Consider the following 20,821-nt stretch of genomic DNA (forward strand, 5'->3'; position numbering starts at 1 on the left):
TGCGCCAGTTCCGTTCTGCGCCGGGCCCCCTCAACCCCGGTTGCGGGTGCCGGAGGCCCTCCCCTGGCGGGCTGCGGCGGGCTTCTTCGCCGAGCTCCGCGCGGGCTTGGCCCCCGTGTCGCCGCCTGTGCCGGTCGTCCCGGCGCGCTTCCGCGTGCTCCTGCTCCGCGCGGGTGGCTCGGACGTCTCCTCGGCGGGTTCCTCCTCCTCCTTGGGTCCGGCCTCGGGCTCCTCCTCCGCAGCGGGCTCCGCCTCGTCCTGCGGCTCCTCGTCGGCAGCGGGCTCCGCCTCGTCCTCGGGTTCCTCGGGTTCCTCGGGTTCCTCGGGTTCCTCGGCGTGCTCCTCCGTCCGCCCCTCACCCGGGACCGGCGCGGCTTCCGACTGCACCTCCTGGAGCCGCTCCGTCTGGTCCTGGAGCGTCGAGCTGAGAGCGTCGATCCGCTTGGTGGCTGCGGCAAGAGCCGCGGCCTTGCCCGCGGCCACCAGGTTTCCGGCGACCTCGCCCCTGAGCCGCTCGATCTCCGGTGAGGAGAGGACCGAGTCGCGAAGCCCGCCACCCACCCCACCGAGCAGCCCGCCCCCTTGCGAGCTGCTCATCGAGCTCTTGGCCGCGACCGCTCCGGCGACCACGAGCGCCGTCTTCATCATCTTCGACCGGCCGAGCAGATATCCGCCGAGCAGTACCCCGGCGAACTTGACCTTGTCGTCCATCACAGCCTCCATGTGCGTTGTCAGGTTTGACCAGCTGGCTGTTCGACTGAAGTCCGATCTCACGATTCCACAGGGGCAACTCACTCGCGCGACCGGGAGAACGACCGACGCCCCGACCGAGAACGGTCGGGGCGTCGGGGGGCGAACGAGGTCCGCTCACGCTCGCTGTCAGAGGTTGACGGCGTTGCCTCCGATCGTCACGACGAGGCGACCGTCGGACGCGAAGGACCAGTCCAGCGACCCGGAGTACTGCCCGCACCGGGAGCCGTTGGAGCCCGCCCACCACTGGTTGCCGCCTGCGTCGTTGCCGATGATCCGGTCGTTGGACCCGCTGTTGCAGGAGGTGTTGTTGCGGAAGGTCGAGGAGCCGCCGTCGAAGTTGAAGTTCCGCTCCGTGCTGCCGATGCTCAGGTTGTTCTCGACCGTCAGCGAACCGAGGTTCCGGTTGTAGCCGAACCCGTGCTTGCCGTTGTCGTAGGCGATGCTGCGCTTCACGACGTGGTTCACCGCGATGTCCTCGCCGCCGAGCTTGTAGCCGTTGCGGTCACCGTTTCCGGCCTGACCGCCGTTGGACAGGGTCCCGTTCTCGTACGAGAGCGAGTCCTCGATGGTGACGGCGCCGATCGGGCCGGTGTCGTCCTTCGTGTACAGGTCCCAGCCGTCGTCGATGTTGTTGTGGGCGACCGTGTAGCGGAACACGTTCCCAGAGCCCACCGTGAGCTTCGGTGCGAACCCGTCGGCGTCCTCCCCGTCGGAGTCGGAGTTGTCGTGCGACTCCGACGACACGATGAGGTTGTTCGCCGGCCACTCGCTGCTCGGTGCGCCGGCCGTGTAGCGGGAGAGCTGCAGGCCGGTGTCGCGGTTGAACCGGGTCACGACCCGTTCGATGACGTTGTTGTCGCCCCCCAGCAGGATCCCGTTGTCGCCGGCGCGCTCGACGACGATGCCACGCACGTGCCACCAGTCGCCGCCGATGGCGAGACCACGGTTGGCCGAGTTCTCGCTCTGCGCGGAGAAGTTCAGCACCGGCGTCTCACCGGGGTAGGCGAACAGCTCGGTGCGGTTGCCCGACGTTCCGCTGTTTCCCGGCTCGATGGCGACCGTCTGCGAGAGGTTGTACGTCCCACCGCGCACGGAGATCGTCCCGCCGGGCTCGATCCGGTCGATCGCCGCGGCCAGCGTCGTCGGGTCGGACTCGGTGCCCGCGGCGCTGTCGCTGCCACCCGGGGCCACGAACAGCGCGTCCGCGCCCGGCTGCTCACCCGGGTCACCATCACCCGGGTCACCATCACCGGGGTCCCCGTCGCCCGGGTCTCCACCGTCCGACGGCGCACCGGCGTAGGTCTCGAACTCGGCGACGCGCGGCGTACCGCTCGAGCTGGTGATCTCGAAGTTGATCTTGCCCAGCGTGGTGGTGGCGAAGGAGATGACCCCTGCGCCGCTGCCGGTGGCCAGGACGGCTCCCGTGTCGTGGTTGACGACGCGCCACGAGCCGATGTTGCCGACGGCGCCGGCGGCCTCCCGGATGTTGATGCTCGACACCGCACGGTCCGCGTCCCACTTGACCGAGACCCGGCCGGTGGAGCCGCTCGGGGACCAGTAGGTGCTCATGGAGCCGTCGACCACGTTGCCGAAGCTGGTGCCGCTGGCCTTGCTCGAGCCGTCGGCGCCCGCACCCGCGCTCAGGTTCTCACCGGTCGGCGGGTCCGTCGGCGGATCCGTCGGGTCGGTGGGCGGATCCGTCGGGTCGGTCGGGGGGTCGGTGGGGTCGGTCGGCGTGCAGCTGCCGTCCGACACCCGCAGGCCATTGTTCGCCCCCGCGGTCTCGCTGACGACGTCGGGCACGCAGCTCGCCCCGTCCAGCGGGTACGGGTACGGGATGCTGACCGACGTGTTCGACGTGGGGTCGGGGCCGGCCGGGTAGTTCTCGCTGCCCTGGCTCGACCAGGTGACGTTGTCGAAGATGTTGCCGTCGACCTGCCAGGAGCCCCGCTCGTCGGTGTAGAAGGTGCCAAGGACGTCCTTGGAGTCCTCGAAGTAGTTGTTGTCGACCTTCGCGCTCGCCCCGGCGCGCGAGTTGATACCGGACTCGACGAGACCCACGTAGTGGTTGTTGTACATGTGGGCGATGCCGCCGCGCAGCAGCGGCGTGCGGGAGTTCAGGTTCGAGTAGAGGTTGTGGTGGAACGTGACGAAACCGTTCGACCGGTCGCTCTCGCTGGACCCGATGAGGCCGCCCCGCTCCGAGTTGCGCAGGATGCTGTAGGACAGGGTGACGTACTTGGTGTCGTTCTTCATGTCGAACAGCCCGTCGTAGCCCTCGCTCTCTCCGCCGGAGGCCTCCAGGGTGAGGTGGTCGGCCCATACGTTGCGGACGCCGCTCTCCATCCCGATGGCGTCGCCGCCGTTGGACGTGGGCGAGCCCGACTTCTTCACGTTCCGGACGGTGACGTTCTGGATGATGATGTTGCTGGCCTCGCGGATGTGGATGCCGATCTGGTCGAACACGGCACCGCCGCCGACGCCGACGATCGTGACGTTGCTGATCTGCTTGAGCTCGATCACGTCGTCGGCCGTGCTGCAGCTGCCACCCGACACCTGGCTCGTGTTGCCGTGGTTGATGGTGCCTTCGACCTCGATGACGATCGGGGTGCTGCTGCTGGCGCGGGTGCACAGGGCCGTGTGGATCGCCGTCCCGGTGGTGGCTCGCACCGTCTGCCCGCCGGCGCCACCGGTGGTCCCACCGTTCTGGGTGGCGAAGCCCGTGGCGGGGCCCGTCGCCGCCGCAGCCTGCGGGATGGACTGGGCGGTCACCCCGATCGTGACAGCGAGGGTCACCGCCGCCACCGCCGAGAAGATCTGCATGGCTCTTGGTCGTCTCATCGTCATTGCCTCACGTTCGTCGTTGAATGCGGGACATTGCTGTGGTTCCTCGTGCGATGCGGGGTCGACGAAAGCGTCCGCGCCGACGCTGGCACGAGCCGACCGGATGATTTTCGACCTCGCGGGTAACCGGTTTCTCGGATCCTAGTAACCGGTTTCCCGGATGGCAACCCCTCGTGCCCAAGAGGGGTGAACCGGGGAAGGCGGGTGCTGCGGGCTCAGGAGCCGGCGCGCGCGAGCACTGACTCCCAGTGCCACGGCTCCGGGACGCGCCCGTTCGGCTCCGCGAAGTCCGGGTGGGTCCAGGAGTAGGTCTCGGCGTTGGCCTTGAGCCACTCGTACTGCTCCGTCCCGAACGCCTCGACGCCACCGCCGATGTCGACAGCGAGCCCGAGCCCGTGGTTGGAGCAGCCGGGCGGTGCCGCGATCGGCGACGACGGGTCGTAGATGGACTCCTGCGACTCGTACGAGCGGTACGACGAGTTGATCGTCAGGTGCTCGCCGAAGGCCTCCTGATAGGCGGCATCGAGCTTGACCAGGCTCTCCAGCACGTCGGCGCGCACGAAGTGCGTGGGTGCCCACGGGATCTCCGCCAGCGCGGAGTCCGGCACCTTGCCGCTGTCGGGGTCCCACGTCTGGTCCGGAGCGGGGCAGGTGATCGCGTCCTGCGCCTCGGAGAGCGCAGCGGTCGCGACGGTGACGACCGAACGGTTCGTGCTCAGGTCGTTCGCGGCCTGCTCCAGCACAGCGAGGTCCTCGCCGCCGACGCTGCTGTCCGCGGCGGCGTCGGCCGTGGCCACGGCCTCCAGGGCGGACTGCAGGCGCTCCCGTGTGCCGTCGTCGACACCCTGGCCCTCCGTCGCGGCGTAGACCTTCTCAGCCTGGCCCTGGGCGGCCGCCAAGCCCTGGCGGGCCGTCTCGACCTGGCCACGGGCGAACTCGACCATGGAGCCCCGGACGGCGTCCGTCGCCACGCCAAGTGACTCCCGGGCGTCCGCCGTCCCCGTGGTGAGCCGCGTGAGGGCCGACTCGTCCAGCACGGAGTCCGCCTCGGTGATCTGCGCGGAGAGCCCGACGCGCGTCGTCTGCTCCGCGACCTTGCCGTCGGAGGCCACCATCAGCTGCTTGGCGGCGGTGACCTGCGTGGAGAGGGCGTCCGTCTCCGACGTGACCCACCAGGCGACGCCACCGCCGCCCAGCACGAGAACGACCACGAGCGTCGCGACAACGACCCGCAGCGTGCGGCGGCGGCGGCTCTTCGCCTCGCGGCGGTCTCTTGCCGTGGCGCCGGCCTTCATGCCTGAGGGATCAACAGCAGGCATGGCGTTCGTCGAGGTCACGAGCCCAGAACCTACGGCACCCACCACCCTCCGACCGACCCGCCAGCGGGTGAACTCCGTCGCCACGAGGAGGCCCGGCCGACACGTCCCGCATCAGCTCTGGCGCTCGCCCGCGCCGCTTCCGTCGCCGAACGCGGTGACCTTGTAGACCACACCGTTGCGGTCGTACGTGGTCCACTCCCCCACCTGGCGACCCCGGTCGAAGTGACCGGAGCGCTTTCGACTGCCGTCGGTACGCCACCACTCCCAGTAACCGTGCGGTTCACCGCCGAGCTCGCTCCCCCGGGCATGCACCACACCGTTGCGGTGGTGCTCGACCCGCTCCGTGAGTTCGCCGGACGGACCGGGCGGCACCTCTGCGGGCCCGGGAGACACGGGATCGGCCTTGTTCATAACTCCAGTCTGCGGCACTACGGTGGGAACATGGGTTTCCGATGGTGGTCCAGGCACCGCCCGCAGAAGGCCGTCCGCCGTGCAGTGCGCTCGCACCGCACCGACTCGGTGCTGGCCGAAGCGCCGCTGGTCACGTCGACGGGTGAGGCGTGGGCGTTCGCCACCCGCGCCGAGCTCCTGATGATCTCGGCGGCCGAGGCGCCCAGCGGCCAGGACGACGGCGAGTCGCGGGGCGCGCCGTCCGTCGTCGTGCACAGGGTGTGGTCCGACGTCGACCGGGCGACCTACGACATGGAGTCCAACGTCATCCGGGTGCACTGGGTCGACGGCGACGAGCCGACAGCGCTCCCCCTCGACGGCCGTCGCTCCGTGCTGCCGCAGGTGCTGCGTGAGCGGGTGCAGTGGTCGGTGGTCCTGGCGGAGCCGGTCAAGCTTCCGGACGGGCGTTCCGCCCGCGTGGCGGTCCGACGCCGCGCGGACGGCGAGCTGTTCTCCCAGGTGATCGGTCAGAGCGACCTGGACGTGACCGATCCGGACATAGCGGATGTGATCGACGCCGCTGAGGCGCGAGTTCGAAATGCGGCAGGACTACCCGGCTGAACCTGTTAGAGTTTTCACCGGTCGCCCAACCGGTTCCGGTAGGGCGAACGCGATCCCGCGTAGCTCAGCTGGCAGAGCATCCGACTGTTAATCGGACGGTCGTTGGTTCAAGTCCAACCGCGGGAGCCACCAGGCCCGGAATCCTTAGGATTCCGGGCCTTGCTGTCTCTGTCACCGGGGCGCCGCGGCCACCGGCCGCACCACCTGCCGAGCCACCTGGGCCGCTCAGCCGAGTGAACCCGCCCACGCCACACGTTGGTCGCCACACCCCGCGTCCATGACCAGTCCCCCCCTGCCGAGTGCAGTGTTTGTCGCCCTCGTGATCGGCGACTGCAGAGTTGGTCGCGGATGACGGCCCCGTACCCGCAACCAACTCTGCACTCGGCGAATCCGGGCGCGACCAAGTCTGCACTCGGCAGGAGGTGGGGGCGGGCCTCCGCCGACCAGCGACACCCGGTTGCCCGTGTCCGCGCACCTCATCGCGGCGACAACGACGTACCGACTCACTGACTCACCGACTCACCGAGGCAGCCGGGTCGTCGAGCTAGCGTGAGACTGGACCCATGCCGACGACGAGCGCTGGTCTCCTGCCCTACCGACGACTGCCCGACGGCGGGCTGGAGGTGCTGCTCGGGCACATGGGCGGGCCGTTCTGGGCCCGGAAGGACGCGGGCGCCTGGACCGTCCTCAAGGGCGAGCTCGACCCCGGCGAGGACCCGCACGCCGCGGCGCTGCGTGAGGCGAGCGAGGAGCTCGGGCTGGACCTGCCGCCGTCGTCGGGCCCGGACGTCGAGCTCGGGGAGGTCCGTCAGCGCTCGGGCAAGAAGGTGCTGGCCTGGGCCCGCGAGTGGCCCCAGGATGGGCCCGAACTGGCGCAGATCAGCAGCAACACGGTGGAGATCGAGTGGCCCCCGCGGTCGGGGCTGCGCATCGAGGTGCCCGAGATCGACCGCGTCGCCTGGCTCGGGCCCGACGACGCACGACGCCTGGTCGTGAGCGCGCAGGCCGAGCTCGTCGACCGCCTGCAGCACGCCCTCGAGACGCCGAGGGCCTCCTGACGGTCGCCCCAGGGCCGAGTGTCAGTGGTCCGAGGCAGGATCGGGGTAACGGAACCGATCTGGAGGGCGTCATGGCCGACTCGCGCACCACTCACACGTACCCGCACGGCGTGCCCAGCTGGATCGACCTGGAGACGCAGGACGTCGACGCGGCACTCGCGTTCTACGGCCACCTGTTCGGCTGGCGGTTCACCGAGAAGCTGCCGCCCGGTGCGGCCGGGCGCTATGTCGTCGCGTCGGTGGACGGCACGGACGCGACGGCGGTCGCCGCGATCGCCACGCCCGCCGCGGGGTTCGACGGGGAGGTCGCGTGGCACACCTACCTCGCCGTGGACGACGTCGACGCGACCGCCGCACGGGTTGCGGGGCTGGGCGGCGTCGTCAGCTCTCCGCCGGAGTCCGTCGGGCCGCCGGGACAGCCTGCGGGTCGGATGGCACGGATCGTCGACGCGCAGGGGGCGCCGAGTCGTCTGTGGCAGGCGGGTACCCGACCCGGTGCCCAGGTCGTCAACACGCCGGGCACCTGGAACTTCAGCAGCCTGCTCACTCCGGACGTGGACCGCGCTCTGGAGTTCTACGGCCCGCTGCTCGGCTGGGAGCGCACCGACGACCTCGGGGCCGGCATGGCGCGCGTCCCCGGCTACGGCGACCACCTGGCCCGCACGGTCGACCCCGGCATCCACGAACGTCAGGAGCAGGCGCCGCCTGGCTTCGCCGACGTCGTCGCCGGTGTGCTGCAGGCCGAGGGACCGGCGCGGTGGTCCGTGGCGTTCACCGTCGCCGACCGGGACCGGTCCGCGACGGAGGCCGAGCGTGCGGGCGCGACGGTAGTGGCGACCGAGGACGGCGAGTGGACAAAGGAGGCGACGATCCGCGACCCGTTCGGTGCCGAGCTCGTCCTGGCGCAGTTCGATCCGCCCGAGGAGTTCCTCGAGTCCGGGGAGCAGGTCAAGCGGGACTGAGTCAGCCCAGAACCGATCGGGCCCCCGGATCGGACACGTCGTCCGCAGCCCGCGGTCACCCCTGCGCCACGGAGTCCAACCAGCTGTATCGCAGGCGCAGTGCGCGCTCCGTGCTGGCTACGGCGGCACCGAGCCCGAGCGCGACGTTGAGCCAGAACGGCAGATGGACCGGCGAGGTGAAGGTGCCGAAACGCTCGGCCACCGGAGGGATCTCGAAGACGACCTCGACGAGCTGCGGAATCACCAGCAGCGCGGGGACGACCAGCAGGAGCAGCGAGATGAACCCGATCCACCGGCTCAGCTCGGGACGCTCGTGGTCGAGCCGTTCGCGACGCCCTTCGGCAGAGCTCCGGTCCGGAAGGAGCTGGTACTCGGCCCCCTCGTCGGTGACGTAGTGACAACGCTTGAGGCCGAACGACGTCGACGCCACCTCGATCACGCCTCCGGGTACCGGGAAGGCTGCCGGCAGCGTGGACTCGGCGTGGTGCCTGCCGTCGAGGTACAGATGGGCCTTGCCCTTGCCGTCCTCGGCCAGTGCCGCCTGGAGGTAGCTGACGTCGACGGCGTAGACCGTCTGCCGGCCGTCGCCGTCCTGCAGCGGAAGGTAGAACAGAGACCGAGAGAGTGGCTGCCACCAGCGAAAGCGCTTCAGCGGGCGGCCGTCGCCCGGCTTGACCTTCTGCACGGCCCGGCGCCGCGACCACTCCTTGAACATCCGAGGCTCCCCATCGTCAGCAAGTAGTTCAGATCCAGCCGTGATCGGCAGCGATCCGCGCGGCCTCGTGCCGGTTGGCCCCACCGAGCTTCGCGATCGCTGCCGCCAGGTAGTTGCGCACGGTCCCGCGGGAGAGCGAGACGCGCTGCGCGATCTCGTCGACGGGGGCACCGTCGCGCGCGAGGGCGAGCACGTCGGTCTCGCGCGGCGTGAGCGGGGAGTCGCCCGCGCCGATCGCCTCCGCCGCGAGCTCCGGATCGACGTGCCGGCCGCCGGCCGCGACCTTCCGTACGACCTCCGCCAGGCCGGTCGAGGACACCGTCTTCGGGAGGAAGCCCCGCACGCCCGCGGCCAGCGCCGACTTCAGGTAACCGGGGCGTCCGTGGGACGTCACGACGATGCAGCGACAGCCCGGCAGCTCCGTGGAGAGCCGGCGCGCCACCTCGATGCCGTCGGGCGCGGGCATCTGGAGGTCCAGCAGCGCCACGTCGGGCCGGAGCCGCAGTGCTGTCGCGATCGCCTCCGCGCCGGACGCCGCCTGCCCGACCACCTCGAAGTCGTCCTGCAGATCGAGCAGGCCGGCGATGGCGGCGCGGATGAGGTGCTCGTCGTCGGCGACGAGGATGCGAATCATGCGAGAGCTCTCTCCGGGAGGGGGATCGTGGCCTCGAGCAGGAACCAGTCTCCGTCGCGGCTCGTCGCGACGTGCCCGCCGAGCGCCCCGATCCGCTCGGACATCGCGCGGAGCCCCGTACCGCCGTCGGGCCGCGGCGCGCCTGGTCCGTCCGGCACGGCGTCGACGGCACGGCCCGCGCCGTCGTTCGCGATGGTGAGCAGGACCTGCCCGTCCTCGGTGGTGGTCGCGAGCGTGACCTGGGTCGCTACCGAGTGGTGCAGCACGTTCGTCACGCCTTCCCTGACCACCCACGCGAGCCCTTCTGCGCACTCCTCCGGCACCGGGTCGCCCACCACGGTGCACCGGATGCCCGCCGATCCGAGCAGCGAGCGTGCGCCCGACACCTCGTCGTCCCACGTCACGTGGACCTCGCCGCGCACGACGCGCCGCACCTCGCTCCCCGCCTCCTGAGCGAGCCGTCGGACCGCCGCGATCTCGTCGGCCGCCTGCTCGCTGCCGCCACGGCGGACGAGCTCGGACGCGAGCTCGCTCTTGACCGCGATGGTCGCGAGGGTGCGGCCGAACACGTCGTGCAGGTCGCGGGAGATGCGCAGGCGCTCGTTCGCGAGCTCCAGGGCCGCCCGGTCCTCGTGCGCCTCCTGGAGCTCACGCAGTACCCGCAGCAACCACCCGCTGGACCAGTAGGTCCACAGCAGAAGGCTGATCAGCAGCACCCCGGTCACCAGGAGGTTGAGGTCCGCGACCGCGGCAAGCGGGACAGCCACCACGACGAGCACCGCGTTGAGGTACAGCGTCCGGCGCGCGTCGAGCATCAGCACGAGGCTCGACCCGGCCGAACCGACGGCTACCGCCGCCGTCAGCCCCAGCACCGGCGCAGCAAGGGCAAGGGTCACGGTGACGAGTCCCGCGAGGGCCAGCAGCCACACCACGACGACGGCCACCGGGACCCGCCGCGGGCGGCGGACCAGGACGTCGACGCTCCAGCGGCACATCAGGATGTTCCCGGCGACGAGCACGATCGCCAGCGCGACGGCCACGACGAACGCAGCGCGATGTTCTGCGACGGCCTCGGCGGCGGCGCGCGCCCCGCCGACGAGGGACAGGATCGGCACCGTTGCCGCTGTGTAGGCGGACCAGCGTACATAGGTCTCGAACCGACGTGCGCTGGCCGTCGTCCGATCCCCCATGCGCCTCATTCTGCCGTCCGCACCCTGGCTGGTCCGGTCGCGCCCCTCGTCGGCGCGCCGTCCGGGGCGGTCTCGGTGCTGATCATGCCCCCAGCCTCTGCCGTGGTTCGCCCGCCGGACAGTGCCACCGATCATGAGCCTGGCTGCGATGCGCCCGGCCCGGGCATGACAGATGTCACCGGTGGGCGCTGAGGGCTTCCGACCCCTCCCGCGCGTCGACCAGCCGATACGGCGCCGCCCTGCCCGAGAGCCCTCGCTTGCCGGCTGTGAACGGCACGGCCACGACGAGCACCGCTGCGAGCCAGGAGGCAAGTCCCGCTGCAGGGGCGAGAACGCCGACGTCGAACATCGTCGCGGCCCCCGACAGTGCCTGGAGCAGGCCCCACAGGGCTCCCCCGGCCAGCCCTCGTCGCACGCGTGCCTGCCACGAGAGCCCGGCACCGCCGTCGGCCCCTTGCGAAGTCTTTGGCACCACCGCGAGCCACACGGTGCGCTGCCCCAGCGACTCCCCCGCGCCCGTGGCGAGCGGGAGGACGAACACGACGATCCATGGCAGGGCGCTGGCGAACAGCCACAACGCGACCGTGTCGGGCGGGACCCGGCCCGTCCCGAGGTAGCCGGCCAGGCCCCACGCCATGGCGAGCAGCCCGCTGAGGATCGAGTACGCGGCGGCGTCCACCGCCATGCCCAGCCAGCGCCGCCACACCGTCACGGGCCGCGGCACGCCCCGGGTGGCCGCCAGGGTCTTCGCTCTGGGCATCCAGCGCAGCACCCACGGGGCCATGACGGCTCCGAGCACGCCCCCGAGGGTGTTGGTGACGAGGTCGTCGACGTCGGCCAGCCGGTAGGAGCACGGGATCAGGCCGAAGATGCCCGTCAGCTGGACGACCTCGATCAGGAGCGAGGCGGCCAGCGCGGAGGCGGCGGACGCGAGCAGGCCCCAGCCCAGGTAGCGGCGCACGAGGATTCCCCAGGGCACGAACAGCACGACGTTGAAGACGCCCTGGAGCACCGAGACGTCCCGGACCGCTGCGCCGATCGACAGTCCGGCGGTGCGTTCGCGGATGTCCGCGAAGATCTGCCCCGGCCGGAGCTGTGCGCCCTCGTGACCGTGGTCGGCGCACCAGGCGACCAGGTCACCCGACGGCAGCGGGAGCAAGGTGTAGGCGGCGAGCGCCGTGCCGTAGATCGCGAGCGCTGCCGCGCCGACCAGGCGCACGAGGTTGATGGCTCCGTAGCGGCGTACCTGGATCGCGAGGACGGGTACGAGGAGCGCCACGAACAGCAGCACACCGAACAGCACCCCTACCTGGGCCGGCCAGGTCCACACGTCGCTCACGGCGGCAACGGTAGGCGCCGGGCAGCCCGGGCGCCCGCGCAGGGGTCATGGGACTTGCCCGCGCCCGGACAGTGGCGTAACTTCGTCCGTACTTTCTTGTCCTAACAATTGCGACGCCGTCGTCGGCCGCGCACGAACGAGAGGTTCGCCATGGATGCCGGGCGCTCACCCAAGTCAACAGTTCCCCTCTACGACTGGATGAACAGGGTCCCGGGCGGGCTCATGCTCATCCCGCTGGTCCTCGGCTCGGTGGTGGGGACGTTCTTCCCCGGCTTCCTCGAGCTGGGATCGTTCACCACCGCCCTGTTCAAGGACTCGGCCCTGCCCCTGATCGCCGTCCTCATCTTCGCAACGGGCATGCAGATCACCGCAAGGACCTCTGGGCCCGTCCTGGCCACCACCGGGACGCTGCTCCTGACGAAGTCCCTGATCCCCGCTGCGCTCGTCGCCCTGGCCGGCAGCATCTTCGGCATCGAGGGCTTCCTCGGCGTCTCGATCCTCGCCCTCATGGCCACCATGGACAACAGCAACGGTGGCCTGTGGCTGGCCTTCACCGGCAAGTACGGCGACGAGCGGGACCGCGGTGCCTACATGGCCTCCGCCCTGAACGACGGCCCGTTCATCTCCATGCTCTTCCTCGGCGCCTCCGGCCTGGCCGACATCCCGCTGACGGCGTTCCTCGCGGCGATCATCCCGCTGGTGCTCGGCTTCATCGTCGGCAACCTGGACCCGCGCTGGACCGAGATCATGCGTCCGGTCCCGAACATCGTGATCCCGTTCTTCGCATTCGCGCTCGGCACCGGCATCGACCTGCGGGACGTCGTCTCCGGCGGCGCGAGCGGCATCCTCGTCGGCGTCCTCGCCGTCGCCCTGACCGGCGTCCTGACCTACTCGGGCTACCGGTTCATCCTGCGCCGGGGCATCAAGTCCGGCATCGCCATCTCGGCGGCGACGACGGCGGGCAACGCCGTCGCGACGCCCGCGATCATCGGCGGGATCGACCCGACGTTCGAGCCGTACGTCGCGGTGGCGACGGCCCAGGTCGCCTCGGCAGTCCTGGTCAGCGCCATCCTCGCGCCGCTCATCGCCACCATCGTCCTCAAGCGGCAGGGCGGCCTCACGGAGAGCGACGCCGAGCCGGCGCCCGCCCCCGCCGACGAGGGACGTGGCGCGGCATGAGCGAGCACGGCATGCGCGAGAACACCGTCGCGGTCGTCGCGGACGACCTCACCGGGGCCGGCGACTGCGTGGTGCAGTTCGCCCGCGCCGGCTGGCGGAGCCACCTCGCGCTCGGCTCGGCGCTGCCCGTCGGCGAGCGGACGGCGGTCGCCGTCGTCACCGACGCCCGCCCCCTCGACGACGCCGCAGCGGCCGCAGCCACCGCCGACGCCGTCCGCGGGCTGGTCTCGGCAGGGTCGCAGCGGCTCTACGTCAAGATCGACTCGACGATGCGGGGCAGCGTCGCCGGACAGATCGCCGGGGCGCTGGCCGCCTGGCGTGAGCAGGTGCCCGGCGCGTTCGCCGTCGTCTGCCCGAGCTACCCGGCGCTGCGGCGGACCGTCAGCGACGCAGTCCTCCTGGTGGACGGCGCCCCCGTCGCCACGACGGCCGCCGGCCGCGACCCCGTCACCCCCGTCCACGAGAGCGACCTGACCGTGCTCCTGCCCGGCGCCGTCCGGGTACCCGCCGACGGCGACGCGCGTGCCCTCGCGGTCCGCCTCGCCGAGGCCGGCGAGACCGCGGGCACCGTGGTGGTCGACGCCGTCGCCGACTCCGACCTGGAGCACCTCGCCGACGCGGTCACGCTGCTCGGCGCGCACGCCGTCCCGGTCGGCTCGGCCGGCCTCGCGGCAGCCCTCGCACCACGCTGGGGCGGCGGCGGCGACAGCCCCGAGCTCGCACAGGGCGCGGTCGAGCGGGTGCTCGTCGTCCTCAGCTCGCTGAACGAGGTCTCGCTCGGGCAGGCGGACGAGCTCGTCCGCTCCCAGCCGGACACCCACGTCCTGGTGCCTGACCCCGCGGTCGGGGCCGACGACGCGGTCGCGTCGTGGCTGGCCGGGCTCGGCCGGCGGACGCCGCCCGCCACCGTGCTCGTCCGCACCCCTGAGCCCACCGACACGGGTCGGGAGCGTGCCGCCCAGGCAGCGAGCTCTCTGGCGGAGCTGGTCGCAGCGGTCACCGCGCGGACCCGTCCCGACGCGATAGTCCTCATCGGCGGGGACGGCAGCCGCGCCGTCCTCGCCCGCCTCGGCGCCCGCAGCGTGCGGATCGCCGGGTCCGTGGCCGAGGGCGTACCCCTCGGCCATCTCGAAGGCGGTTCGGCCGACGGCACCGTCGTCGTGACGAAGGCAGGCGGGTTCGGCACCGCTCGGACCGTTGTCGACGTCCTCGCGAACCTGAGGTCGTACTGTTCCCACCAGGAGGTAAACCCTTGAGCATCCCCACCCTCGCCATCACCCTCGGCGACGTAGCCGGCATCGGCCCCGAGATCACGGCCAAGGCCCTGCTCGGCCACGACGAGCTGCGCGCCCGGTGCGTCCCGGTGGTCGTGGGCGACGAGGGCGCCATGCGGCGTGCCGTCTCCGCGACCGGCGGCGACCCAGCGGCCGTCCGGGTGATCGACACCCCTGCCGACGCCGCCAACACCCCCGGCGTCATCGAGCTGCTCCAGACGGGCCCCTCCCTCGCGGACGTCCCGATCGGGGAGCTCAGCGCCGCGGCCGGCGACGGCGCCTACCGGTTCGTCGTCGAAGCCTGCCGCCTGGCTCGCGACGGCCAGGTCGACGCCATCGTCACCCCGCCGCTGAACAAGGCTGCGATGCACGCGGGCGGGCACAAGTGGCCCGGGCACACGGAGCTGCTCGCCCACGAGTTCGGGGTCGAGAACTTCAGCCTCGTGCTCTCCGCAGGCGACCTGTACTTCTTCCACCTCACCACGCACGTCTCCCTGCGGCAGGCGATCGAGAACATCACCCCTGAGCGCACCCGCAACGTCCTCGACCTGGCCGGCGCGTTCACCGCTGCCCTCGGCCGGCCGGACGAGGCGATCGGCCTCGCGGGCCTCAACCCGCATGCCGGCGAGAACCGGCTGTTCGGCGACGAGGACGCCGACATCCTGGCTCCCGCCGTCGAGGCGGCGCGCGGCCGCGGCATCAACGCCCACGGACCGCTGCCCGCCGACGCCCTCATCCCTGCCGCGGTGAAGGGCAAGTGGAACATGGTCATCGCCTGCTACCACGACCAGGGCCACGCCCCGTTCAAGGCGGTCTACGGCGACGACGGGGTGAACATCACCGTCGGCCTGCCCGTCGTGCGCGTCTCCGTCGACCACGGGACCGCCTTCGACATCGCCGGCCAGGGCATCGCCCGGGAGGCCAGCCTCGTGCTCGCGATCGAGCGGGCGGCCGAGCTCGCCCCCGGCTGGGACCACGTCTGGCAGACGGCGCAGAAGACCGCACAGCAGACGTCGCAGCAGACAGCGAGCTGACCGTGGCACTCCCGGGACCTGACGGCACGCCGCTCCACCGCAAGCTCAGCAGCGAGCTGCGCGCGCAGATCCTCGGCCGCGCGCTCGCACCGGGTGCGCACGTACCGACCGAGGCCGAGCTGCAGGAACGCTACGGCGTCTCCCGCTCCGTGGTCCGCCAGGCACTGGCGGCGCTGGAGCAGGAAGGTCTCGTGGAGCGACGCCGCGGCCGGGGCACCACCGTCCGCGAGCGCGGCGAGCTGCACCGCCTGGTGCAGCGGGTCCCGGGCCTGTCGACCCAGGTGGAGGACGGCGGGGTGCACGTGGGCACCCGGGTCCTCGAGCTCGGGACAGAGGCGGCGTCCGAGGCCACCAGCGTGCTCGGCTCCGGCCAGGTGCTGCGCATGCGGCGTCTGCGCAGCACCGACGGCGAGCCGCTCGCCGCCATCGAGACCTGGCTGCCCGAGGAGTTCTGCGGCCTGACGGCGGACGAGCTGACCGACGCCTCGCTGCACGCCACGATCCAGCGCCGGTTCGGGACGCGCATCGTGGCGGGCAAGCGTCAGGTGCGGGCGGTCGGCGCCGACACCGAGACCGCCGAGCTGCTCCGGGTTCCGGTCGGCGCCCCCGTGCTCCTCCTGGAGGGCACGAGCACCGACGAGGCCGCCCGGCCGGTCGAGGTGTTCCGTACCTGGCACCGGGCCGACCGGGTCGTCTTCGACATCAACGTCATCCGGGAGCCCGACGCCGCCGGCCTGGCCGACACCTTCACGGGGCGTCGGGCCGAGACCGCGCCGACCGGCCCGCTCGATGCGCGGCCCGGTGGCGCCGGTGCGGGCAGCGCCGACCTCCGGGCCCGCCTCGACGCTCTCGGGCGCGAGATGCTCGAGCTGGCGCGGCAGCTCGAACGCGACGAGGCTCGCTGAGCCCTGCAGCCGGCTCGCTGTCACGACGTGGCGATGAGGACCGTCGCACCGAGTGCGGCAGCGAGCCCGAGCGCCTGGGTGCGTCCGAGCCGCTCCCCGAGGAAGACGAGACCGACGACGACCGGAACCACCGGGTAGAGGGACGAGAGGACGACGGCCACCGTCACGAACTCGGTGCGCAGCGCGAAGAGGTAGGCACCCAGCGCGGCAGCAGCCAGGGCGCCCGCCCCCATGCTCATCGCGAGGACCCCTGGGGGTGCGCCGGCGGCGGGTCGGTCGTCCGCGGACTCTCGCACGAGGGTCGCCGAGGCGACCAGGACGGTGGCAATCGCGGCGACCCGGCCGCTGAGAACGGGCCACAGGCCCGCCGTGGCGGCTGCGGTCTGCGCGAGGCACAGGTACTGGACGGCGATGCCACCGCTGGCGGCGAGCCCGTCGACGACCGATGCGCGGGACGGCGGGACGGACCCGCCGGGGGCCCTGCTGATCAGCCAGAGTGCCGGCAGCGCGATCGCCACCCCGATCCACGTCGGCCAGGACAGCCGCTCCCCGAGGACGGCCGCGCCGACCAGCACCGGTAGCGCGACGCCACCGACGGCGCTGAGCGGCACGACGACCGACATCTCCCCGCGGCTCAGGCCCCGGAAGAGGAACGCCATGCCCAGCCCGGTGCCGATCCCCGAGGCGGCGCCCCAGGCGAGGTCGGGCATCCGCGGCGGCGCGACAGGCACCAGGAGCACTGCGGCAGCCGTCACGCACAGGCCGCCGACCTGCCCGACGAGGGCGACCCGCGCCGGCGACAGACGGCGCGCGGCGAGGCCTCCGAGAACGTCGGAGACCCCGTAGCTCAGAGCCGACAGCAGCGCGAGGGCGATCCCCACGCTCAGGCCTCCCGGCCTTGGCTGCTCACCGGCCGACCCGCGTGGGGTCGACGGCGACCAGGCGCCTGACCTCCTCCGCGATCGTCCCCCAGGTCACCGGCGGCAGGTCGTGGCCGATACCCGGCAGGAGCACGAGCTTCGCTCCCGGGACCCGGCGCGCGACGGCCCGCCCGGCCGATCTCCGGATGAGGGGGTCGTCCGCCCCGTGCAGCACGAGCGTGGGGGCCTCGACGTCGCGCAACGACGGCCCGTGCCACGTGGCGCGGAGCTGGCGCCCCAGGCCTTTCGTGTCGCGCGGCCCGCGGTCGAGGCCGCTCTCGATCCGGGCGCGGGCCGCCTGCTCGTCGCACGGGTTGGCCCGCGAGGCCATGAGCTTGGCGACCGCGAGGGACCCGGCGATGTCCCCCTCGCGCCCGACGGGGAATCGCTTCGGGGCCAGCCGCGCCAGCAGACCGGGACGCAGGTAGCGCAGCGCGGCGAGCCCGGCGGCGTCGCTGGGTGGGGCGTCACAGGAGACGAGCCCCATCACGCGCTGCGGATGGCGGAGCGCGAAGCGTTGCGCCATGACGCCGCCCAGGGAGTGCCCGAGCACCACCGCCCGGTCCAGCCCGACGGCGTCGAGCACCGCGGCGGCGTCGTCGACGATGTCCTCCGCGGTGTAGGGCACGCGGTGCGGGCCGAGCAACCCTGCCCACGGGCCGCGCTGCGCGGCGCGACCGAACCGGGTGGACTCCCCTGCGTCCCGCTGGTCGTACCGGATGACGTCGAAGCCCTGGTCCGCCAGGGCCCGGCACAGCCCGTCCGGCCACCAGAACCGGGAGATCGCGAGGCCCATCAGCAGCAGGAGGGGAATGTCCCCGCCCTGGCCGAACCGGTCGTAGGCGATCCGGACGTCACCGTTGCGCGCGTAGGCGGTCGGCGACCAGGCGCCTCGATCGGTCATCGGAATCATTGGCATGCCCCACTTTGCGTCTTTCCCCAGGTTCGCACCGACCGTGCCGACCCGCATCGGCACACGGCAGGTGGTACGGCGAGGCCCCGGCGTTGCGATAGCCTCCGTGGCGTGCGCGTGCTCTCGTTCCTCCGTTCGGCCCTGACCGGTCCCGGGCGACGGCTGAACGGCGCGCTGGTGATCCTGACGGTGATCGTCGGCGTCGTCACCATGCACTCGATGAGCGGGTCCCCGACGTCGCACCATGCGCCGCACGCCGAGTCCGCCGTCGTCGCGCAGGGCACCACGCCGGTCGGCGGGATCGCACTGCCCGCGCCTCCCGACGAGCATGCCGCGGCGGAAGCGGCCGGGGCCGACCACGACTGTGCCGGCGGGTGCGGCGGGCACGACGCCGCCATGGCGATGTGCCTCATGATCCTCGTCGCGCTGCTGGCACTGGTCGTGCCGGCACGACGGCTCCTGTGGCGGGTCCTGCCCGCGTGGTCCATGCCCCCGACGCCGGTGGCGGTCGATGTCCGCGCGGTCACCGCTCCCTCCCTCCACGAGCTCTGCATCCTCCGGACGTAGCCCCGGCGTCGACGCGCACGCGTCGACCCTGCCAGCGCGAGCGTGCCGACGCACGGTCGCGCCAGTGAGTGCTACCCCGACGAGCTGGAGGAAGACCCTATGAAGCGCACCCTGATGTCTGTCGTTGTCCTGGCCGGAGCACTTGCCCTGACCGGCTGCTCGGGCTCCGAGGAGCCCACGCCGCAGGACACGTCCACCGTGGCCGGTGCTGAGGCCGGCGATGCAGCCGCACACAACGACGCGGACGTCATGTTCGCCCAGATGATGATCCCGCACCACGAGCAGGCGATCACGATGGCGGACGTCGTCCTGGCGAAGGACGGGACGAGCCCCGAGGTCACGGAGCTGGCCGCGGAGGTCAAGGCGGCACAGGCCCCGGAGATCGAACAGCTCGGCCAGTGGCTCGACGCCTGGGGCGCCGACCGCAGCGCCGAGCACTCCGGCCACGCCGGGATGAGCGGCATGATGACCGAGGAGGACCTGCAGGCTCTGGACGAGGCGAGCGCCCCGGAGAGCGACCGGCTGTTCCTCGAGCAGATGATCGCTCACCACCGCGGCGCCGTGGAGATGGCGCAGACCGAGATCGAGTCGGGTGCCGACCCGAGCGCGGTCGAGCTGGCCCAGTCCGTCGTCGAGACGCAGGCGGCCGAGATCGACGCGATGGAAGCCCTGCTCACCTCGATGTGACCGATGAGTGGTGCGCCGGCGCGAGCCGGCGCACCACTCGTCCCTGAAGGAGCCTCCCATGCTCGGACCCACCCGGATCGCGCGCAGCTCGATCCGCCTGGCGGCCGGCCTGCTGGCCGCACTCGTGCTCGCGACGTGGTGCGCACCGGTCGCCGCCGCCCACACCAAGCTCGAGTCGTCGGCACCGGCCGACGGCACGACGTCGGCCGGCCCCGTCGACGACGTCACGCTGACGTTCACCCTTCCCGTGACCACCCTCGGCGAGGGGATAGTCATCGACGGCCCCGGCGGCACGGTTCCGACCGACGTCGCCGCGGCCGAGGACGGTCTCGTCCTCGTCGCGACGCCTACCGTCCCGCTGACCGCCGGGAACTACACCGTGAGCTGGACCGCCGCCGCGCAGGACGGTCACCCGCTGGAGGGCACCTTCGGCTTCACGGTGGCCGGGCCGGACCCCGTGCCCTCCGAGCCTGCCGCGTCCGAGCCCACCGCTTCGGAGTCGGCCGCGTCCGGGCACTCCGCCCATGACATGGACGACATGGACGACGACATGGACCATGACGCTGCGGCGATGGACAGCACCGCGACGAACGTCGCGGGTGTCCTCACGCGGCTGGGCGCCGCCGCCGCCCTCTGGGGCGGGCTGGTCGCCGCCGGCGCCCTCGCGTTCGCGGCCCTCGTGCTGCGCGGGCCGGACCGGGAGGACGTCCCGGTCGTGCTCCGGCTCGTCCGCTGGATGGGCGGTCTGATCCTGGCCGGGCTGCTCGTCCAGATATCGGCCGGGTCGGTGCTCGTGGCGCACGGCGACGTCGCCGCTGCCGTCTCGCCCTCCTCGATCGCCGGCTCACTGACCGGCACGACCCGCTGGGCCCTCGGCCTCCAGGCCGTCGGAGCGGTCGCGGTCGCGGCAGGAGCCCGGCACACGATGCGCGGCTCGTGGCTCGCCATCCTCGGCAGCGTGCTGGTCGGAGCTGGACACGTGCTCGGCGGGCACAGCAACACCGCCGAACCGCGGTGGGTCGTCGTGACCGCCGACGTCGCGCACCTCTCGGCCGCCGCGGTGTGGGTGGGCGGCGTCGTCGCGATGGGAGTCCTGCTGCACAGCCGCCGCAGGGAGGGACGAGCCCTCGACGCCGCGCTGATCGGAGCCCGGTTCTCCGTCGTCGCAGCCGTGTCGGTCGCGGTGGTGGGCGCAGCCGGGGTGGTGCTGGCGGTCGAGATCCTCGACAGGCCCGAGCAGATCTGGGAGAGCGCATGGGGGCTACTCCTGCTCGCCAAGATCGCAGTGGTGGCGGTCGTCGGAACGGTCGGCGCGTACAGCCACTTCCGCGTCGTCCCTCAGCTCTCGGCGCGACGGTCCAGGGTCCGCAGCGCACGCAAGGCGAACAACCTGCTGCGACGCAGCACCCTCCGCGAGACGTCGCTCATGGTCGTGATCGTGCTGATCACGGCCTGGCTGGTGGCGGCGTCGGTCGAGGTCTGACCCTCATCGGGACACACGCTGCGGCGACCTGTAC

At 72.1% G+C, this 20,821-nt stretch carries 20 protein-coding genes and 1 tRNA gene; 11 read left to right on the forward strand and 10 right to left on the reverse strand.

Annotated elements, in window-relative coordinates:
- Nucleotides 1-30: 30 nt before the first annotated feature.
- From ACFS27_RS02740 to ACFS27_RS02755, 4 genes are all read right to left on the reverse strand, one after another.
- Nucleotides 31-711 (reverse strand): hypothetical protein, encoded by a 681-nt coding sequence (locus ACFS27_RS02740; RefSeq protein ID WP_377180091.1) that lies wholly within the window; start codon nt 709-711, stop codon nt 31-33.
- Between the two features lie 168 nt (nt 712-879).
- Nucleotides 880-3,594 (reverse strand): pectate lyase family protein, encoded by a 2,715-nt coding sequence (locus ACFS27_RS02745; RefSeq protein ID WP_377180093.1) that lies wholly within the window; start codon nt 3,592-3,594, stop codon nt 880-882.
- A gap of 218 nt (nt 3,595-3,812) precedes the next feature.
- Nucleotides 3,813-4,934, reverse strand: a complete 1,122-nt coding sequence (locus tag ACFS27_RS02750) for a M15 family metallopeptidase (RefSeq protein ID WP_377180095.1) — start codon at nt 4,932-4,934, stop codon at nt 3,813-3,815.
- Between the two features lie 93 nt (nt 4,935-5,027).
- Nucleotides 5,028-5,327, reverse strand: a complete 300-nt coding sequence (locus ACFS27_RS02755) for a toxin-antitoxin system YwqK family antitoxin (protein WP_377180097.1) — start codon at nt 5,325-5,327, stop codon at nt 5,028-5,030.
- A gap of 30 nt (nt 5,328-5,357) precedes the next feature.
- Between ACFS27_RS02755 and ACFS27_RS02760 the strand changes: the two genes are divergently transcribed.
- The 4 genes from ACFS27_RS02760 (at nt 5,358) to ACFS27_RS02775 (ending at nt 7,947) form a co-directional block, all read left to right on the forward strand.
- Nucleotides 5,358-5,927 (forward strand): hypothetical protein, encoded by a 570-nt coding sequence (locus ACFS27_RS02760; protein WP_377180099.1) that lies wholly within the window; start codon nt 5,358-5,360, stop codon nt 5,925-5,927.
- Between the two features lie 53 nt (nt 5,928-5,980).
- Nucleotides 5,981-6,056 (forward strand) — tRNA-Asn (locus tag ACFS27_RS02765).
- A 434-nt stretch (nt 6,057-6,490) separates the two neighbouring features.
- A complete protein-coding gene (locus ACFS27_RS02770) occupies nt 6,491-6,985 on the forward strand; it encodes an NUDIX domain-containing protein (RefSeq protein ID WP_377180101.1) in 495 nt (164 codons plus the stop codon).
- A 71-nt stretch (nt 6,986-7,056) separates the two neighbouring features.
- Nucleotides 7,057-7,947 carry a VOC family protein gene (locus ACFS27_RS02775; RefSeq protein WP_377180103.1) on the forward strand — a complete coding sequence of 297 codons (891 nt, stop codon included), beginning with the start codon at nt 7,057-7,059 and terminating at the stop codon, nt 7,945-7,947.
- A 55-nt stretch (nt 7,948-8,002) separates the two neighbouring features.
- On the opposite strand, the gene ACFS27_RS02780 is transcribed toward ACFS27_RS02775, so the two are convergent.
- From ACFS27_RS02780 to ACFS27_RS02795, 4 genes are all read right to left on the reverse strand, one after another.
- Nucleotides 8,003-8,662: a hypothetical protein gene (locus ACFS27_RS02780; RefSeq protein ID WP_377180105.1), complete on the reverse strand. Its 660-nt coding sequence runs from the start codon at nt 8,660-8,662 to the stop codon at nt 8,003-8,005.
- Nucleotides 8,663-8,690: 28 nt separating this feature from the next.
- A complete protein-coding gene (locus ACFS27_RS02785) occupies nt 8,691-9,296 on the reverse strand; it encodes a response regulator transcription factor (RefSeq protein ID WP_377180107.1) in 606 nt (201 codons plus the stop codon).
- On the reverse strand, nt 9,293-10,486 hold the full coding sequence (locus tag ACFS27_RS02790) for a sensor histidine kinase (RefSeq protein WP_377180109.1): 1,194 nt from the start codon (nt 10,484-10,486) through the stop codon (nt 9,293-9,295). Before ACFS27_RS02790 ends, ACFS27_RS02785 begins: the two co-directional genes overlap by 4 nt.
- Nucleotides 10,487-10,661: 175 nt before the next feature.
- Nucleotides 10,662-11,825 (reverse strand): VanZ family protein, encoded by a 1,164-nt coding sequence (locus tag ACFS27_RS02795; protein WP_377180112.1) that lies wholly within the window; start codon nt 11,823-11,825, stop codon nt 10,662-10,664.
- Nucleotides 11,826-12,023: 198 nt separating this feature from the next.
- Here ACFS27_RS02795 and ACFS27_RS02800 point away from each other — a divergent pair, with 198 nt between their 5' ends.
- The 4 genes from ACFS27_RS02800 to ACFS27_RS02815 are packed head-to-tail and all read left to right on the forward strand — an operon-like array spanning nt 12,024 to nt 16,217.
- Nucleotides 12,024-13,004: a 2-keto-3-deoxygluconate permease gene (locus tag ACFS27_RS02800; RefSeq protein ID WP_377180114.1), complete on the forward strand. Its 981-nt coding sequence runs from the start codon at nt 12,024-12,026 to the stop codon at nt 13,002-13,004.
- Complete coding sequence (locus tag ACFS27_RS02805) at nt 13,001-14,260, forward strand: four-carbon acid sugar kinase family protein (RefSeq protein WP_377180116.1); 1,260 nt, start codon at nt 13,001-13,003, stop codon at nt 14,258-14,260. The genes ACFS27_RS02800 and ACFS27_RS02805 overlap by 4 nt, the downstream gene beginning before the upstream one ends.
- Nucleotides 14,257-15,312, forward strand: a complete 1,056-nt coding sequence (pdxA, locus tag ACFS27_RS02810) for a 4-hydroxythreonine-4-phosphate dehydrogenase PdxA (RefSeq protein ID WP_377180118.1) — start codon at nt 14,257-14,259, stop codon at nt 15,310-15,312. Before ACFS27_RS02805 ends, pdxA begins: the two co-directional genes overlap by 4 nt.
- 2 nt (nt 15,313-15,314) lie before the next feature.
- Entirely contained in the window at nt 15,315-16,217 is a 903-nt protein-coding gene (locus ACFS27_RS02815) for a GntR family transcriptional regulator (RefSeq protein ID WP_377180120.1), read from the forward strand.
- A gap of 20 nt (nt 16,218-16,237) precedes the next feature.
- Here the strand turns inward: ACFS27_RS02815 and ACFS27_RS02820 are convergent, their stop codons facing one another.
- Nucleotides 16,238-17,098, reverse strand: coding sequence for an EamA family transporter (locus tag ACFS27_RS02820; RefSeq protein WP_377180122.1), 861 nt, complete (start codon nt 17,096-17,098; stop codon nt 16,238-16,240).
- Nucleotides 17,099-17,123: 25 nt separating this feature from the next.
- Nucleotides 17,124-18,041: an alpha/beta fold hydrolase gene (locus tag ACFS27_RS02825; RefSeq protein ID WP_377180124.1), complete on the reverse strand. Its 918-nt coding sequence runs from the start codon at nt 18,039-18,041 to the stop codon at nt 17,124-17,126.
- 120 nt (nt 18,042-18,161) lie between these two features.
- Between ACFS27_RS02825 and ACFS27_RS02830 the strand changes: the two genes are divergently transcribed.
- From ACFS27_RS02830 to ACFS27_RS02840, 3 genes are all read left to right on the forward strand, one after another.
- Nucleotides 18,162-18,617 (forward strand): DUF6153 family protein, encoded by a 456-nt coding sequence (locus ACFS27_RS02830; RefSeq protein WP_377180126.1) that lies wholly within the window; start codon nt 18,162-18,164, stop codon nt 18,615-18,617.
- A 99-nt stretch (nt 18,618-18,716) separates the two neighbouring features.
- Nucleotides 18,717-19,304 carry a DUF305 domain-containing protein gene (locus ACFS27_RS02835; RefSeq protein WP_377180128.1) on the forward strand — a complete coding sequence of 196 codons (588 nt, stop codon included), beginning with the start codon at nt 18,717-18,719 and terminating at the stop codon, nt 19,302-19,304.
- Nucleotides 19,305-19,362: 58 nt separating this feature from the next.
- Complete coding sequence (locus ACFS27_RS02840; RefSeq protein WP_377180130.1) at nt 19,363-20,787, forward strand: copper resistance CopC/CopD family protein; 1,425 nt, start codon at nt 19,363-19,365, stop codon at nt 20,785-20,787.
- Nucleotides 20,788-20,821 lie beyond the last annotated feature (34 nt).

The organism is Promicromonospora vindobonensis (genome assembly GCF_042685865.1).
GTDB lineage: Bacteria > Actinomycetota > Actinomycetes > Actinomycetales > Cellulomonadaceae > Promicromonospora > Promicromonospora vindobonensis.